At 73.5% G+C, this 14076-nt stretch carries 14 protein-coding genes; 7 read left to right on the forward strand and 7 right to left on the reverse strand.

Annotated features, from left to right (window positions below):
• Positions 1-64: 64 nt before the first annotated feature.
• Both WIS52_RS14450 and WIS52_RS14455 read right to left on the reverse strand, forming a co-directional pair.
• Positions 65-799 carry a uracil-DNA glycosylase gene (locus tag WIS52_RS14450; protein WP_349298743.1) on the reverse strand — a complete coding sequence of 245 codons (735 nt, stop codon included), beginning with the start codon at positions 797-799 and terminating at the stop codon, positions 65-67.
• On the reverse strand, positions 796-1749 hold the full coding sequence (locus WIS52_RS14455; protein ID WP_349298744.1) for a Ppx/GppA phosphatase family protein: 954 nt from the start codon (positions 1747-1749) through the stop codon (positions 796-798). The genes WIS52_RS14450 and WIS52_RS14455 overlap by 4 nt, the downstream gene beginning before the upstream one ends.
• Positions 1750-1840: 91 nt before the next feature.
• Here WIS52_RS14455 and WIS52_RS14460 point away from each other — a divergent pair, with 91 nt between their 5' ends.
• Positions 1841-3484 (forward strand): acyl-CoA dehydrogenase family protein, encoded by a 1644-nt coding sequence (locus WIS52_RS14460; protein WP_349298745.1) that lies wholly within the window; start codon positions 1841-1843, stop codon positions 3482-3484.
• Between the two features lie 65 nt (positions 3485-3549).
• On the opposite strand, the gene WIS52_RS14465 is transcribed toward WIS52_RS14460, so the two are convergent.
• The gene (locus WIS52_RS14465) at positions 3550-4728 is read right to left on the reverse strand and encodes a Gfo/Idh/MocA family protein (RefSeq protein WP_349298746.1); all 1179 of its coding nucleotides are present in this window, start codon (positions 4726-4728) and stop codon (positions 3550-3552) included.
• Positions 4729-4929: 201 nt separating this feature from the next.
• Between WIS52_RS14465 and WIS52_RS14470 the strand changes: the two genes are divergently transcribed.
• Genes WIS52_RS14470 through WIS52_RS14480 form a run of 3 tightly spaced genes read left to right on the forward strand, consistent with a single transcriptional unit; the run spans position 4930 to position 7639 of the window.
• On the forward strand, positions 4930-5757 hold the full coding sequence (locus tag WIS52_RS14470) for a sugar phosphate isomerase/epimerase family protein (RefSeq protein ID WP_349298747.1): 828 nt from the start codon (positions 4930-4932) through the stop codon (positions 5755-5757).
• A complete protein-coding gene (locus WIS52_RS14475) occupies positions 5754-6779 on the forward strand; it encodes a Gfo/Idh/MocA family protein (protein WP_349298748.1) in 1026 nt (341 codons plus the stop codon). The genes WIS52_RS14470 and WIS52_RS14475 overlap by 4 nt, the downstream gene beginning before the upstream one ends.
• An 8-nt stretch (positions 6780-6787) precedes the next feature.
• Positions 6788-7639, forward strand: coding sequence for a sugar phosphate isomerase/epimerase family protein (locus WIS52_RS14480; protein WP_349298749.1), 852 nt, complete (start codon positions 6788-6790; stop codon positions 7637-7639).
• Positions 7640-7645: 6 nt separating this feature from the next.
• Here WIS52_RS14480 and WIS52_RS14485 read toward each other — a convergent pair whose 3' ends face one another.
• From WIS52_RS14485 to eno, 3 genes are all read right to left on the reverse strand, one after another.
• Positions 7646-8131 (reverse strand): DUF501 domain-containing protein, encoded by a 486-nt coding sequence (locus tag WIS52_RS14485; protein ID WP_349298750.1) that lies wholly within the window; start codon positions 8129-8131, stop codon positions 7646-7648.
• A 4-nt stretch (positions 8132-8135) separates the two neighbouring features.
• Complete coding sequence (locus tag WIS52_RS14490) at positions 8136-8729, reverse strand: FtsB family cell division protein (RefSeq protein ID WP_349298751.1); 594 nt, start codon at positions 8727-8729, stop codon at positions 8136-8138.
• 199 nt (positions 8730-8928) lie between these two features.
• The gene (gene eno, locus WIS52_RS14495) at positions 8929-10224 is read right to left on the reverse strand and encodes a phosphopyruvate hydratase (RefSeq protein WP_349298752.1); all 1296 of its coding nucleotides are present in this window, start codon (positions 10222-10224) and stop codon (positions 8929-8931) included.
• A 108-nt stretch (positions 10225-10332) separates the two neighbouring features.
• On the opposite strand from eno, the gene WIS52_RS14500 reads away from it, so the two are divergent.
• Positions 10333-10734 carry a tetratricopeptide repeat protein gene (locus WIS52_RS14500; protein ID WP_349298753.1) on the forward strand — a complete coding sequence of 134 codons (402 nt, stop codon included), beginning with the start codon at positions 10333-10335 and terminating at the stop codon, positions 10732-10734.
• A 36-nt stretch (positions 10735-10770) separates the two neighbouring features.
• Here the strand turns inward: WIS52_RS14500 and WIS52_RS14505 are convergent, their stop codons facing one another.
• A complete protein-coding gene (locus tag WIS52_RS14505) occupies positions 10771-11958 on the reverse strand; it encodes an acyltransferase family protein (protein ID WP_349298754.1) in 1188 nt (395 codons plus the stop codon).
• A gap of 122 nt (positions 11959-12080) precedes the next feature.
• Between WIS52_RS14505 and WIS52_RS14510 the strand changes: the two genes are divergently transcribed.
• Together WIS52_RS14510 and WIS52_RS14515 are read left to right on the forward strand one after the other, a co-directional pair.
• Positions 12081-13421 carry a sensor histidine kinase gene (locus WIS52_RS14510; protein WP_349298755.1) on the forward strand — a complete coding sequence of 447 codons (1341 nt, stop codon included), beginning with the start codon at positions 12081-12083 and terminating at the stop codon, positions 13419-13421.
• On the forward strand, positions 13418-14035 hold the full coding sequence (locus WIS52_RS14515; RefSeq protein ID WP_349298756.1) for a response regulator transcription factor: 618 nt from the start codon (positions 13418-13420) through the stop codon (positions 14033-14035). The genes WIS52_RS14510 and WIS52_RS14515 overlap by 4 nt, the downstream gene beginning before the upstream one ends.
• Positions 14036-14076: the final 41 nt, after the last annotated feature.

Raw genomic sequence — 14076 nt, forward strand, 5'->3', positions numbered from 1 at the left:
GTGTGCAGAGCAAAGCGGCCCACCGACCTGCGACGACGCGCGAGAAGAACGGCGCGAAGATCGACTACGGATCGGTCGGCGACAGTCCGCCGGCCCGGGCGGTGTCGGCCAGGACGCGCTCGAGCATCGCCGGGGTCAGCCGTCCGGTGAAGGTGTTCTGCTGGCTCACGTGGTAGCAGCCGAACAGCTCCAAGGGCGCCCGTCCGGACCCCGGCGCCGGGGCCAGCGTCACCGAGGCGCCGTGCGAGAACTTCGGCGCCAGGCGCGGGACGGTCCACCCGGCACCGGCGAGCACCGGCAGCAGCGCCTGCCACCCGAAGCCACCCAGCACCATGACCGACCGGACGGTCGGGGCGAGCAGGTCGAGCTCCCGTTCCAGCCAGCTCCGGCAGGTGTCCCGCTCGGCCGGGGTCGGCTTGTTCGCCGGCGGCGCGCAGTGCACCGGCGCGGTGATCCGCACCCCGTACAGCTCCAGGCCGTCGTCGGCGTGCGTGGCGGTCGGCTGTGACGCGAGCCCGACGGCGTGCAGCGCCGCGTAGAGCACGTCACCGCTGCGGTCGCCGGTGAACATCCGGCCGGTGCGGTTGGCGCCGTGCGCCGCCGGGGCGAGTCCGACGATCAGCATCGCCGCGTCGGCCGGCCCGAAGCCGGGCACCGGGCGTCCCCAGTAGGTCTGGTCGCGGAACGCGGCCCGCTTCTCGGTCGCGACCCGCTCCCGCCACTCGACCAGCCGCGGGCAGGCCCGGCAGTCGGCGACCTCCCGGTCGAGGCGCGCGAGAGCACCGGGACCGGCGCTCATGCGATCGAGCGTGCGATGCCGTCCAGGATGTCGTGCTCGGACACGACGACCTTGTCGATGCCGGCGCGCGCGTGCAGCTCGTCGGCCAGGGCCTGCACCACCAGCGACCCGGCACCGATGACGTCGACCCGTCCGGGGTGCAGCGCGCCGTGCTTCTCCCGCTCCGCGCGCGGGGCGTGGATCAGCTGGTCGGCCACCCGGTGCAGGTCCTCGCGCGACAGCGTCGACAGGTGCACCGCCTCGCGGTCGTAGGCCGGGAGCTCCTGCGCGATCCCGGACAGCGTGGTGATTGTCCCGGCGACGCCGACCCAGGTGCGTGCGCCCTCGACCGGGACCGAGGCGAAGGCCTCGGCGAGCACCTCCGTGGCCACCGCCCGGGCCGTGGCGATCTCGTCCGACGACGGCGGGTCCGAGGGCAGGCAGCGCTCGGTCAGCCGCACCGAGCCGATGTCGACCGACCGTGCCGCGGTCACCTCGGCGACGCCATCGCGCAGCTCCCCGACGACGACCTCGGTGGAGCCGCCGCCGACGTCGGTGACCACGAACGGCCCATCGTCGGGATCCAGGTCACCGACGGCGCCGACGAACGACAGCCGCGCCTCCTCGTCGCCGGTGATGATCTCCGCCTCGACGCCGAGGACGTCGCGCACCATCGCGAAGAAGTCCTCCCGGTTGGACGCGTCGCGGGTCGCCGACGTCGCCACCATCCGCAGCCGCTCGGCGCCCTTGCGCCGGGCCGCGACCGCGTAGTCGACGAGCGCGACGCGGGTCCGTTCGAGGGCCTCGGGGTCGAGCCGGCCGGTGGCGTCGACCCCCTTGCCGAGCCGCACGATCCGCATCTCGCGGTGCAGGTCGCGCAGGTCCTTGAGCCCGTCGAAGGACTCGGTGACGTCGGCGACGAGCAGGCGGATCGAGTTGGTCCCGCAGTCGATGGCGGCCACCCGCGACATCGGCACTCCTCCGGATCGGTGGACGGCGAGCGCCGATCACCGTACGCGTCGGGCCTGGAGGGCGGCGCTCCGGCGAAGTTACCCTCCGGTAGTGACGACGACGCACACCCCGCCGCCGCTGGCCGGCCTGGGCACCCACCAGGTCGTCAACCAGGTCCGGGAGCGCGCCGAGGGCGACCTGCTGAGCGCCGACCCCGGCCTGGTCGAGGCGTGCGTGCGGGAGGGCGGCGACCCCGCGGCACTGGAGCGTCTGGCCGCGGTGATCGGCACCGCGACGCACCGCGAGCACGCCCGCGCCGCGAACACCCACGAGCCGCGGCTGCGCACCCACGACCGGACCGGGCACCGGATCGACGAGGTCGAGTTCCACCCGTCGTGGCACGCGCTGATGCGGGTGAGCGTCGAGCACGGCCTCGCCGGCGCGCCGTGGGCGGAGGCGGCCGGCGGCGGCGCGCACGTCACCCGGGCGGCGGGCTTCGCGCTGGCCTCGCAGATCGAGCAGGGCCACCTGTGCCCGATCTCGATGACCTACGCCGCCGTCCCCGCGCTGCGGCACGCTCCCGAGCTCGCCGCGGCCTACGGACCCGCGCTGACCGCCCGCACCTACGCCCCCGGTCTCACCGGGCCGTCGGAGAAGGACGGTCTGCTGGCCGGGATGTCGATGACCGAGAAGCAGGGCGGGTCCGACGTCCGGTCCGGCAGCACGACGGCGGCCCCGCAGCCGGACGGCAGCTACCGGCTCACCGGCCACAAGTGGTTCACCAGCGCGCCGATGAACGACCTGTTCCTCACCCTGGCCCGGGCGCCCGGCGGGCTCACCTGCCTGGTCCTGCCCCGCGTGCTGCCCGACGGCACCCGCAACGCGATCCGGCTGCAGCGACTCAAGGACAAACTGGGCAACCGGTCCAACGCCTCGGCGGAGCTGGAGTACGACGGCGCCGTCGGGTGGCGGGTCGGCGACGAGGGCCGCGGCGTCGCGACGATCATCGAGATGGTCTCGATGACCCGGCTCGACTGCGTGCTCGGAGCCGCTGGGACCCAGCGGGCGGCCGTCATCGAGGCGGCCCACCACGCGGCACACCGGTCGGCGTTCGGTGCCCGGCTGACCGAGCAGCCGTTGATGCGGGAGGTCCTCGCCGAGCTCGCCGCCGAGACCGAGGCCGCGACGGCGCTCGGGATGCGGCTGGCGGGGGCGGTCGACCGGGGCGAGACGGGATTCCTGCGCCTCGCGCTCCCGGTGGCGAAGTACCTGGTGTGCAAGCGGACCCCGGCGGTCGTCGCGGAGGCCCTGGAGTGTCTGGGCGGCAACGGCTACGTCGAGGAGTCCGACCTGCCGCGGCTCTACCGGGAGGCGCCGCTCAACTCGATCTGGGAGGGCTCGGGGAACGTCACCGCGCTGGACGCGCTGCGGGCGGTCACCCGCGCACCGCACGCGGTCGACGCGCTGCTGGCCGAGATCGACCTCGGCGCCGGCCGGGACCCGCGGCTCGACGCCACGGTCTCCGCGCTGCGCACCGAGCTCGCCGACCCGCAGGAGCGCCGCGCCCGCCGGCTGGCCGAGCTGGCCGCGCTGGCGCTGCAGGGATCACTGCTGGTCCGGCACGCACCGGGCGCCGTCGCCGAGACGTTCCTGGCCACCCGGCTGGGGACCGGCCCGGACCTCCGCGCCGCCGGCGCCCGGCCCGGGCCCGACGCCGGTGTCGTGCTGGACCGCGCCACGCCGGGCACCCCGTAGCAGTGGACCGGACCCGGAGCCGTGCGCACCGGGGGCGGCTCCGGGCCCGTGCCTTCGGGGGGGCGTCAGGAGCCGCCGGTGCCCGCCGGACGCTCGTCGAACTTCCCCTCGGCGCGGATCCGCTCGTTGAGCTCGGCGAGGTAGACGTCCTCGTCGAAGTCGAGCGGCACCTCCCTGCCGAGCCAGCTCGACAGGTGGATGGCATTCGCCAGCCGCACGCCGTGCATGCCGTCGCTGCCCGGCGCCAGCAGCGGCGTGCCGTCGAGGATGTTCGCCGCGAAGTTCTCCAGCACGCCCCGGTGCTGCGCGCCCCAGGCCGACTCGAACTCGACGACCTCCTGCGAATAGAACTGCGTCGGGTCCATCTCGCCCTTGAAGAGCTTGCGCACGTCGTCGGTGGCCATGGAGTCGGAGATCTCGCGCTCGTCCTTCACCAGCCGGGTGACGGTGGCGGTCTTCGACCGGTCGACGACGATCTTGCCCTGGTCGCCGAGGATCTCCAGCCGGTCGGTCCCCGCGAGGTCGTGCGTGGCGGTGACGAAGGTGCCGGTGGCCCCGTCGCCGTAGTCGACCACGGCGGTGACCTCGTCCTCGACGGCGATGTCGCGGCGGAACCCGTAGGCCACCTTCGCGTAGACCGACTCCGGCACGCCGCAGATCCACTGCCAGAGGTCGAGCTGGTGCGGGGCCTGGTTGACCAGCACCCCGCCGCCCTCGCCGCCCCAGGTGGCCCGCCACTCGGACTGCTCGTAGTAGCCCTGCGGGCGCCACCAGGTGGTGATGAGCCAGTTCGTCCGTCGGATCCGGCCGATCTCGCCGTCGTCGACGATCTGCTTGATCCGCTGGTAGAGCGGGTTGTTGCGCTGGTTGAACATGATCGCGTAGGTCAGCTCGGGGTGCCGGGCGGCGACCGCGTTGAGCTCCGCGACCTGTCCGGTGTAGACGCCAGCGGGCTTCTCGACCAGCGCGTGCACGCCGGCCTCCAGGGCGGCGATCCCGATCTCGGGGTGCAGGTAGTGCGGCACCGTCGTCACGACGGCGTCCACCTCGCCGCTCGCCAGCAGCGCGTGGTGGTCGGCGTACACCGGCACGCCGTACTTCCCGGCGGCCGCGCGCTTCTCCGGGTCGGTGTCGGCGATCGCGCCGAGCTCCATGTTCGGGACCGTGCCGTCCGCCAGGAACCCGGCGTAGAGGCCGCCCTGGGTTCCGAGGCCGATGATGCCGAGCCTGACCTTCCGGGACATGCGGGCGGTCCTCCTTCGTCCGGGACTGCGGTGTCGCCGATGACAGTGCGTCCCGGCGGTGTCGACGGCCACGGGTTGCCACATGTTCCGGCACCGGGACAGCGCGGGAACATACGGCAACCCGTGGGCGCGGCGGTCCCCGCCGTTCACGGTGAACAGCAGCGACTCCACCGCCGAGCTCAGTGAGGAGCATCCCCACCCATGTGGACACTCTCCGGTTTCGCCGACGAGATCTCCCCCGATCTCGACGAACAGACCGCGCTCGTCGCGAAGCTCGGCCTGTCCCACCTGGAGTTCCGCAGCGCGTGGGGCACCAACGTGCTCGACCTCGACGACGAGCAGCTGACCCGGGCGAAGGCGACCCTCGACGCCCGCGGGCTGGGCGTGTCGAGCATCGGCTCGCCGATCGGGAAGATCTTCGTCGACGAGGACTTCGACGCCCACCTGGAGCGGGCCCGGCACGCCGTCCGGGTCGCGCACCACTTCGGCGCCCCCTACATCCGGATCTTCTCCTTCTTCATCCGCCCCGGTGCGGACCCCGACGCACACCGCGACGAAGTGCTGCGCCGGATGTCCGCGCTGGCCGCCGTCGCGGAGCAGGGCGGGGTCGTCCTGCTGCACGAGAACGAGAAGGAGATCTACGGCGACGTGCCGCGCCGCTGCGTCGACCTGCTGGAGTCGGTCGGGTCGCCGCACCTGCGCGCGGCCTGGGACGCAGCGAACTTCGTCCAGGTCGGGGTCCGCCCCTTCAGCGAGGGCTACGCCGCGATCCGCCCGTACCTGGACTACGTCCAGATCAAGGACGCCCTGCTCGCCGACGGCGAGGTGGTCGCCGCCGGACGCGGTGACGGCGAGGTCGCCGAGACGATCCGGGCGCTGCGCACGGACGGGTTCGACGGCTTCTTCTCCCTCGAACCGCACCTGTCGCAGGCGCACGCCCTCGGCGGGTTCTCCGGCCCGGACCTGTTCACCGAGGCCTGGCAGGCGTTCACCGACCTGCTGAAGACCGAGGGTGTCGAGTACCGGTGAGCGGACCGAGGACCGCGGCCGTCGTCGGCTGCGGGGACGTCTCCACCGTGCACCTCGAGGCGATCGCGGCCGTCGACGGGATCGACCTCGTCGCCGTCTGTGACACCGACCCGGCGGCGCGCGCGGCCACCGCCGAGCGCCACGGCGTCCCCGGGTTCGCCGACCACCGCACGATGCTCGCGGAGACCTCCCCGGACGTCGTGCACATCTGCACCCCGCACCACCAGCACGCCGACGTCGCGGTGGACCTGCTCGACGCCGGCGTGCACGTGCTGCTCGAGAAGCCGGTCGCGCACACCCTCGACGAGGCCGCCCGCGTCGTCGAGGCGGCCGAGCGCAGCACCGCCCGGATCGGGGTCTGCTTCCAGAACCGGTACAACGCCACCGCGCAGGCCGCACGCGAGCTGCTCGCCTCGGGCGAGCTGGGCGCGGTGCTCGGCGCCGCCGCGACGGTCATGTGGACCCGCACCCCGGACTACTACCGCGCCCGGCCCTGGCGCGGCCGCTGGGAGACCTCCGGCGGCGGGCTGCTCATCAACCAGGCCATCCACACCCTGGACCTGGTCCAGTGGCTCGTCGGCGACGTCACGCACGTCGACGGGCACGCCGCCACCCGGTTCTACTCCGACGTGATCGAGGTCGAGGACACCGCCGAGCTGCTGCTGACCCACGACGGCGGGGCGCGCAGCATCGTCTACGGCTCGCTGGCGAACGTGGCCCACTCCCCCGTCACGATCGACGTCACCGCCGAACGCGGGAGCCTGTCGATCCGCGGCGGCCTCACCGTCACCCGTGCCGACGGCCGGGTGGAGACGGTGCCGGAGCGGGTGGCGCCGTCGAACGGGCGCACCTACTGGGGGGTCTCGCACGAGGTGCTGATCCGGGACTTCTACGCCCGCCTCGACGACGACGAGCCGTTCTGGATCAGCCCGCGCGAGGCGACGAAGTCGCTGCGCATCCTCACCGACGTCTACGCCCGCAGCGGGATCGGGCCGCACGCAGTGACTCCCTCTCACCTCTAAGGAGCCCCATGCCCACCATCGGCGTCCAGATGATGATGCTGAAGACCGAGGTCGAGAAGACGGGCCCGTACGAGGTGCTCCGCCGGCTGACCGAGTCCGGGTTCTCCGCGGTCGAGGTCTCGCAGATCCCGATGACCGCGGAGAACGTGGCCGAGATGCGCCGCGCCCGCGACGAGCTCGGCATCGACTACGGCGCGCTGTCCGCCGGGATCGGCGCCGGACCGAACGACTGCCTCGCCGAGAAGTTCGACAAGATCGTCGCCGACACTCACGCGCTCGGGGCCTCCCGGCTGCGCATCGGCATGATGCCGCTGTCCGCGATGGCCACCCCCGAGGGTGTGCTGGAGTTCTGCCGGCAGACCGAGGAGATCTCCACCCGGCTGGCCGACGAGGGGATCACGCTCTACTACCACAACCACCACGTCGAGTTCGCCAAGCGCGGGGGCACCACGATCCTCGACGTGATCCGTGCCGAGGCGCCCACGATGCGCCTGGAGATCGACGTGCACTGGGTGCAGCGCGGCGGCAAGGACCCGGTCCGCACCCTGCAGAAGTACTCCGGGCTGGTCGACCTGGTGCACCTCAAGGACTACCGCGTCGGCGAGCTGGACCCGGCCGCGCTGGAGTACATGCGCGCGGGCGACCGGGCCGGCTTCATGCGCGAGTTCGGCGCGGTGATCGAGTTCGGTGAGGTCGGCGAGGGCAACCTCGAGTGGGCCGAGATCGTCGACCAGTCGGTCGCCTCCGGCGCGGAGTACCTGCTCATCGAGCAGGACATCCTCTACGGCCGGGACCCGTTCGAGTGCCTGCGGATCTCCCGGGACCACCTGGTGTCGCTGGGCTACGAGAAGCTCTTCTGAGGTCTCTCAGCAGCATTCCCCGCCACGCCACCACTCGCCGATCTCGGCCAGCGCCTCGTCGCCGAACGGGTTCACCCCCGGTCCGACGGCGAGGGAGTGGGCGACGTGCACGTGCAGGCACTTGACCCGGTCCGGCATCCCGCCGGCGGTGACGTCCGGGTGCGTGGACAGCGGCTCGATCGCGTCCCGCTCGGCGAGATAGGCCGCGTGCGCGGCCCGGTAGCGGGCGGCGAGCTCGGGGTCGTCGGCGAGCCGGTCCTGCATCTCCTGCATCCGGCCCTCGGCCTCCAGGGTGCCGATCCGCGACGCCAGCCGGGCGCAGGTCAGGTAGTACAGCGTCGGGAACGGGGTGCCGTCGGGCAGCCGGGGCGCGGTCTTCACGACCGACGGGTGCCCGCACGGGCAGCGGTGCGCGACCGCGAGGATGCCGCGCGGCGCGCGACCGAGCTGGCGGGCGACGGCGTCGACGTCGACCTGGCTGACGGAGTTCACCCGCTCATCGTCGCGGTTCACCGGAGACGTCGTTCCACAGGGTCGTGAACCACGGGACGCCCGGCTCGGCCTGACCGTCGTCGACGACCGGCTCCTCCGGTTCCGGGAACTGCACGATGTAGGGGGTCTCCCCGGGCCGGACCATGCCGAGCCGGGTGCGGGCCTGTGCCTCGACCTCGGCCGGGTCGGACAGCCGTTCCCGGTCCGCGGACAGCCGGGCCACGTCGGCCTCGAGAGCCTGCTGCTTCTCGGTGACCGCGGCCAGCTCCTGGCGCTGGGCGACGTAGTTGTGCAGCGGGACGGCGACCGTCAGCGCGAGCGCGCACACCACGATCGCCAGGATCGCGGCCCGTTTGGTCGACGAGAGCCCCAGCAGCCCGGTGGTGCGGGCCACCACCTCGCCGGCCTTGGACCGGGCCCGGGTCAGCCGCGGGCGCGCAGCCTCCCGCTCGGCCGGGCGGGACCGCCCCGATGCCGCGCGCCCGGGCGACGAGCGGGGCGCGGCGGCCCGGGTCGCGGACGCCGACCGGTTGCGGCCGGAAGCGGACCCGGGGGCACGCGTGCGGCCGTCGCGGCCACGCCCACGGGTCTCCGCCATGCGCCCCCCGCCTCCGATCGAGCCGCCGTGCCTGAAGGTGCGTACACCGCCACCGCGCCGGGCCGTTCGCCGGCACCGGCGTCGCTGCGCGTGTCCGCACCCCCAGCATGCCGCCCGATCGGGCGTCGGTCAGGGTGCCGCGCCGAGCCGTCCGTGAACGATCGGCGCGGCCCCCGTCACGACGGGACGGTCGACCCGGTCAGCCCGCGTCCGGGGCCTGGTAGCGCGGGAACGCCAGCTCGCCGTTGTAGCGGGCGGCGTCGCCGAGCAGCTCCTCGATGCGCAGCAGCTGGTTGTACTTCGCCACGCGCTCCGACCGGGCCGGGGCGCCGGTCTTGATCTGGCCACACCCGGTCGCCACGGCCAGGTCGGCGATCGTGACGTCCTCGGTCTCCCCGGAACGGTGGCTCATCATGCAGCGGTAGCCCGCGTTGTGCGCCATCGTCACCGCATCGAGGGTCTCGGACAGCGTGCCGATCTGGTTGACCTTCACCAGCAGCGCGTTCGCGGCGCCGCGGGCGATGCCGTCCTCGAGGCGCTCCGGGTTGGTGACGAACAGGTCGTCGCCGACCAGCTGCACCTTGTCGCCGATCGCCTCGGTCAGCGAGACCCAGCCGTCCCAGTCGTTCTCGTCCAGCGGGTCCTCGATGGACACCAGCGGATAGGCGCCGACCAGCTCCTCCCAGACCCCGGCCATCTCGGCCGCGGACAGCTTCTTGCCCTCGAAGGAGTAGCTGCCGCCGTCGTGGAACTCGGTCGCGGCGACGTCGAGGGCCAGCACGACGTCGGTGCCGAGGGTGAACCCGGCCCGCCCGACGGCCCCGGCGATCAGGTCCAGCGCGCCGCGGGTGCCGCCCTCGACGTCCGGCGCGAAGCCGCCCTCGTCGCCGAGCCCGGTCGAGAGCCCCTTGGCCTTCAGCTCGGCCTTCAGCGCGTGGTAGACCTCCGCGCCCCAGCGCAGCGCCTCGCGGAACGACTCCGCCCCGATCGGCGCGACCATGAACTCCTGCACGTCGACGGAGGTGTCGGCGTGCGCACCACCGTTGAGGATGTTCATCATCGGGACCGGGAGCACGTGCGCGTTCGAGCCGCCCACGTAGCGGAACAGCTCCAGGCCGCTCGACTCGGCGCCGGCCTTCGCGACCGCCAGCGAGACGCCCAGCAGCGCGTTCGCGCCGAACCGGGACTTGTCCGGGGTGCCGTCGAGGTCGACGAGCCGCTGGTCCACCAGCCGCTGGTCCACCGCCTCGACGCCGACCAGCTCCGGCCCGATCTCGTCGAGGACCGCCGCGACCGCCTTCTCCACACCCTTGCCGCCGTAGCGCTTCGGGTCGCCGTCGCGCAGCTCGACGGCCTCGTGCTCACCGGTCGAGGCGCCCGACGGGACGGCGGCACGGGCCAGCGTGCCGTCGTCCAGTGCGACCTCGACCTCCACCGTGGGATTGCCCCGGGAATCGAGGATCTCGCGTGCCCCGACCTGCTCGATGACCGCCACCGTCACTCCTTCACGCATTGCGGGTCGTGTCCGGTGCGTCAGCGTAGTCGCCGGAGCGGTTGTCAACCCCTCGCGCTCCCGGTGGATCACACCTAACGTGGGGCGACCATGAGCAGTCCACGTGCGAACCACCCGGACCCGGTCGCGGCGTTCCGTCGTGCGGAGAAGCTGCTCGGTGCCCGTCGCCCGCTGGAGGCGCTCAGCGCGCTCGGCCCGGTGCTCTCCGGCACCACCGACACCTCGGCCGGTGACGCCTCGGTGCACCTGCTCGCCGGGCGTGCCTACCTGGACTCGGCCCAGCTGCGCAACGCCGAGGCGGCGTTCGAGCGGGTGATCGGGATCGATCCGGCCGACCACTACGCCCGGTTCGCCCTGGGCAAGACGCTGCAGCGCCAGGGCCGCCTGCACGAGGCCGAGACCCAGCTCAAGATGGCCTCGGCGATGGACCCGCGGCCCGAGTACCAGGAGGCGCTCGGCGAGGTCCGGGCCCGCATCGCCTTCGGCTCGTGAGCCGGAGGCTCCCCCGGTCGGCAGCGGGGTCCGGCCTCAGCCGCGCCGCAGCAGCACCGACCGGCGGCGACGCCCGTTCAGCCAGGCGCCGATCCAGGTGGAGCGGACCAGCACGTCGTAGCTCACCAGCAGCAGCACCGCGGTCACCGTCCAGGTCAGCGCCAGCTTCGCCAGGATCGGCCAGGACTGGTCGGCGATCAGGAGCTCGATGCCGACGAGCACCGGCAGGTGCAGCAGGTACCCCCAGTAGGCCGAGTCGGCGAGGTAGCGCATGACCTCGCTGCGCCGGTCCAGGACGGTGCCGAACAGCCCGATCAACCCGTAGGTCCAGGTCATCCCGGCCAGCGCGACGACGGCGGCCGCGACCGGCAGCGGGACCTCACCGTGCGAGACGAACCAGCCCAGCACCGTGGCGGGCACCGCGATCCCCAGCTGCACCGGCCAGGTGCGCCCGATCCGCTCGATGGAGTCCGGCCGGGCGTGCAGCGCCCAGCCGACCATGAACGCGCCGAGGTAGCCGACCAGCGGGGCGAGCTCCGGAACGATCGTGAACGGCTCCACGATGCCGCCGGCCACGGTGCCCTGGATCAGCAGCGCCAGCAGGTAGGGCACCGCCGCGAGCAGCATCCCGGCCCGGGACGACAGCACGGTCCCGGCGGCGCGGGTGAACCGCGCGACCCGCTCGGCACCGAGCAGCCGGATCGCGACCGCCCGCAGCACGACGACGGCGAGCACGCACTCGATCAGGACCAGCAGGAACCACAGCTGCCCCGGGGTGAAGAGCTGCAGGATCTCGGGCGTGCCCTCGGCCGGCGGCACCATCTCCGGGATCGGCTGCCCGAACGCGAACACCCCGACGACGCTCAGCACCCACAACGACATCACCGACACCGGCCAGAACGCGACCAGCGGCAGCCCGATCCGCGTCAGCCGGTCCCGCACGAACTCGCGCGGGCCGCGCCGGGTCAGCAGCATCCGTCCGAAGTAGCCGGCGAGCAGCATGAACAGCACCATGCGGAACAGGTGGATGACGTAGACCGGGACGACCGCGGCCGGGTCGGTCACCGAGTCGGTGACCATCCACGGCATGTCCGGGACGAACGGCAGCAGCGAGTGCAGCACGATCCCCAGCCCGAGCGCGATCGCGCGCAGGGCGTCGAGCCCGTGCCGGCGGGTGTCGGTCGACGCGGCCGGCGGCGCGGCGGCGGGAACGGTCGAGGTCATGGCATCGACGTTAGGAAGATCAGGGGCACCGCCGCCTCGACCGACCGGCACGGGCCGGGTCAACCAGGTGGTGGATGCGCCCCCTCTGGCCCTGATCGGCTCCGCGTCCGAGAATGGGCCGCATGGTCGATTCCCCGGTCGGTGCACCGTCCGCCGCATCCGGCACCGCGCGGCCCGGCCTGCACTTCCGGATCGACTCCTGGGTGCCGCTCGCCCTGGCCGCGGTGTCCTGGCTCATCGGGTGGGCGGCGGTGGGCTCCCTGCTCGAGGCCGGTCCCGTGTTGTGGGCGCTGCTGCCCGGCGCCGGCATGCTCGTCCTGCGCGGGGTGCTGCACCGCGTCGCCCGGCACGAACCCGCGGGCTCCCCGGCGCGGATCGCGGTGCTGGTGGTCCATCAGCTGCTGCTGGTCGTCGCGGTCGCGCTCAACCCCTTCTTCTGCATCTACGCCTTCATCGGCTACGTCGACACCGACAAGCACCTCCGGGGCCGGCAGTGCGTCCCCGGCCTGCTGGTCACCGCGCTGACCTGCGCGTTCGGTCAGTCCGGCGGTGTTCCCGGACTGTTCGGCTCACCGCTGCTCTACCCGGCGCTCGCGCTCGTCAACGCCGGGATCGCCTTCGTGATGTTCCAGGCCGACCGCCAGCGGGAGCAGGAGCTGGTGGCCCGCGAGCAGGCGGCCGAGGAGCTCGCGCGGGTCACCGGCGAGAACGCCGCGCTGCAGGACCAGCTCGTCGCGCAGGCCCGGGCGACCGGGGTGGCCGAGGAGCGCGCGCGGCTGTCCCGGGAGATCCACGACACCGTCGCCCAGGGCCTGGTCGCGGTCATCCGGCAGCTGGAGGCCGTGCCGGGCCGGCTGGACCCGCCGGCCCAGCAACGGGTCGACGCCGCCGAGGAGGCCGCGCGGGACTGCCTGCTGGAGGCCCGTCGCGCCGTCGCGGCGCTGTCCCCGCACCAGCTCGACGACCGCGCGCTGGAACCGGCCCTGGCCGACCTGGTCCGCCGGTGGGCCCGCGAGCACCGCATCGTCACCGAGCTCGACAGCGACGAGGCACCCGCGGTCGTCGCGCACCAGTCGGAGCTGCTGCGGGTGGCCCAGGAGTCGCTGACCAACATCGCCGCGCACGCCGGCGCGACGACCGTGCGGATGCGGCTCGCGGCGGGCGAGCGCGGCACCGTGCTCGAGGTGCACGACGACGGCACCGGGTTCGACCCGGCGACGGTCGCCCGCGGGCGCGGCCTGGACGGCATGGCCGAGCGGGTGCGCGCGACCGGCGGCGAGCTGGAGCTGCACTCGGGCGCCGGCGGCACCGTCGTGCGGGCCACGGTCCCTGCGGCGGTCGCCTCACCTCCGACGGACCCGCCGCCTCCGGGAGACCTGCCTCCCACGACCACCCCGTCGCCCACGACCGCACCGTCGCCCACGGCGGACCGGGCGACCGTGACGGACGTGGTCGCCCGATGACCCCGGTGCGCGTGGTCGTGGTCGACGATCATCCGGTCGTCCGCGACGGGCTCACCGGGATGTTCGCCGCCGAGCCGGACATCGAGGTCGTCGGCGAGGCCGGTGGGGGCGACGAGGCCGTGGCGGTGGTCGCCCGCACCGCCCCCGACCTGGTTCTGATGGACCTGCGGATGCCGGACGGCTCGGGCGTCGACGCGATCCGGGCCATCCGCAAGGAGCAGAAGAGCGGTCCGCGGATCCTGGTGCTGACGACCTACGACACCGACCGCGACATCCGCGGCGCGATGGAGGCGGGTGCCGACGGCTACCTGCTCAAGGACGCGCGGCGCGCCGATCTGGTCCGGGCGATCCACGACGTGGCCGCCGGGCGCCCCGTGCTCACCCCGCTCGCGCTGGCCGCGCTGACCGGCCGGACCGAGCGCAAGAGCCTGACCGCCCGGGAGATCGACGTGTTGCGGCTGGTCGCCGACGGTCGCACCAACCGGGCGATCGCCGGGGACCTGGGGATCTCCGAGGCCACCGTGAAGACGCACCTGCTGCACGTCTACGACAAGCTCGAGGTCGTCGACCGCGCCTCCGCGGTCCGGCTCGCCTGGGAGCAGGGCCTCGTGTAGGCGGCTGCGCCGCTGTTGCGCCCTGCATCGCTAAGGGCTAG

The organism is Pseudonocardia nematodicida, from assembly GCF_040105385.1.
Lineage (GTDB): Bacteria > Actinomycetota > Actinomycetes > Mycobacteriales > Pseudonocardiaceae > Pseudonocardia > Pseudonocardia nematodicida.

What these genes read in the sequence shown, in the direction of transcription:
- WIS52_RS14450 (WP_349298743.1), bottom strand. Translation starts at nt 799, where the DNA reads ATGAGCGCCGGTCCCGGTGCTCTCGCGCGCCTCGACCGGGAGGTCGCC.
- WIS52_RS14455 (WP_349298744.1), bottom strand. Translation starts at nt 1,749, where the DNA reads ATGTCGCGGGTGGCCGCCATCGACTGCGGGACCAACTCGATCCGCCTG.
- WIS52_RS14465 (WP_349298746.1), bottom strand. Translation starts at nt 4,728, where the DNA reads ATGTCCCGGAAGGTCAGGCTCGGCATCATCGGCCTCGGAACCCAGGGC.
- WIS52_RS14470 (WP_349298747.1), top strand. Translation starts at nt 4,930, where the DNA reads ATGTGGACACTCTCCGGTTTCGCCGACGAGATCTCCCCCGATCTCGAC.
- WIS52_RS14480 (WP_349298749.1), top strand. Translation starts at nt 6,788, where the DNA reads ATGCCCACCATCGGCGTCCAGATGATGATGCTGAAGACCGAGGTCGAG.
- WIS52_RS14490 (WP_349298751.1), bottom strand. Translation starts at nt 8,729, where the DNA reads ATGGCGGAGACCCGTGGGCGTGGCCGCGACGGCCGCACGCGTGCCCCC.
- WIS52_RS14500 (WP_349298753.1), top strand. Translation starts at nt 10,333, where the DNA reads ATGAGCAGTCCACGTGCGAACCACCCGGACCCGGTCGCGGCGTTCCGT.
- WIS52_RS14505 (WP_349298754.1), bottom strand. Translation starts at nt 11,958, where the DNA reads ATGACCTCGACCGTTCCCGCCGCCGCGCCGCCGGCCGCGTCGACCGAC.
- WIS52_RS14510 (WP_349298755.1), top strand. Translation starts at nt 12,081, where the DNA reads ATGGTCGATTCCCCGGTCGGTGCACCGTCCGCCGCATCCGGCACCGCG.
- WIS52_RS14515 (WP_349298756.1), top strand. Translation starts at nt 13,418, where the DNA reads ATGACCCCGGTGCGCGTGGTCGTGGTCGACGATCATCCGGTCGTCCGC.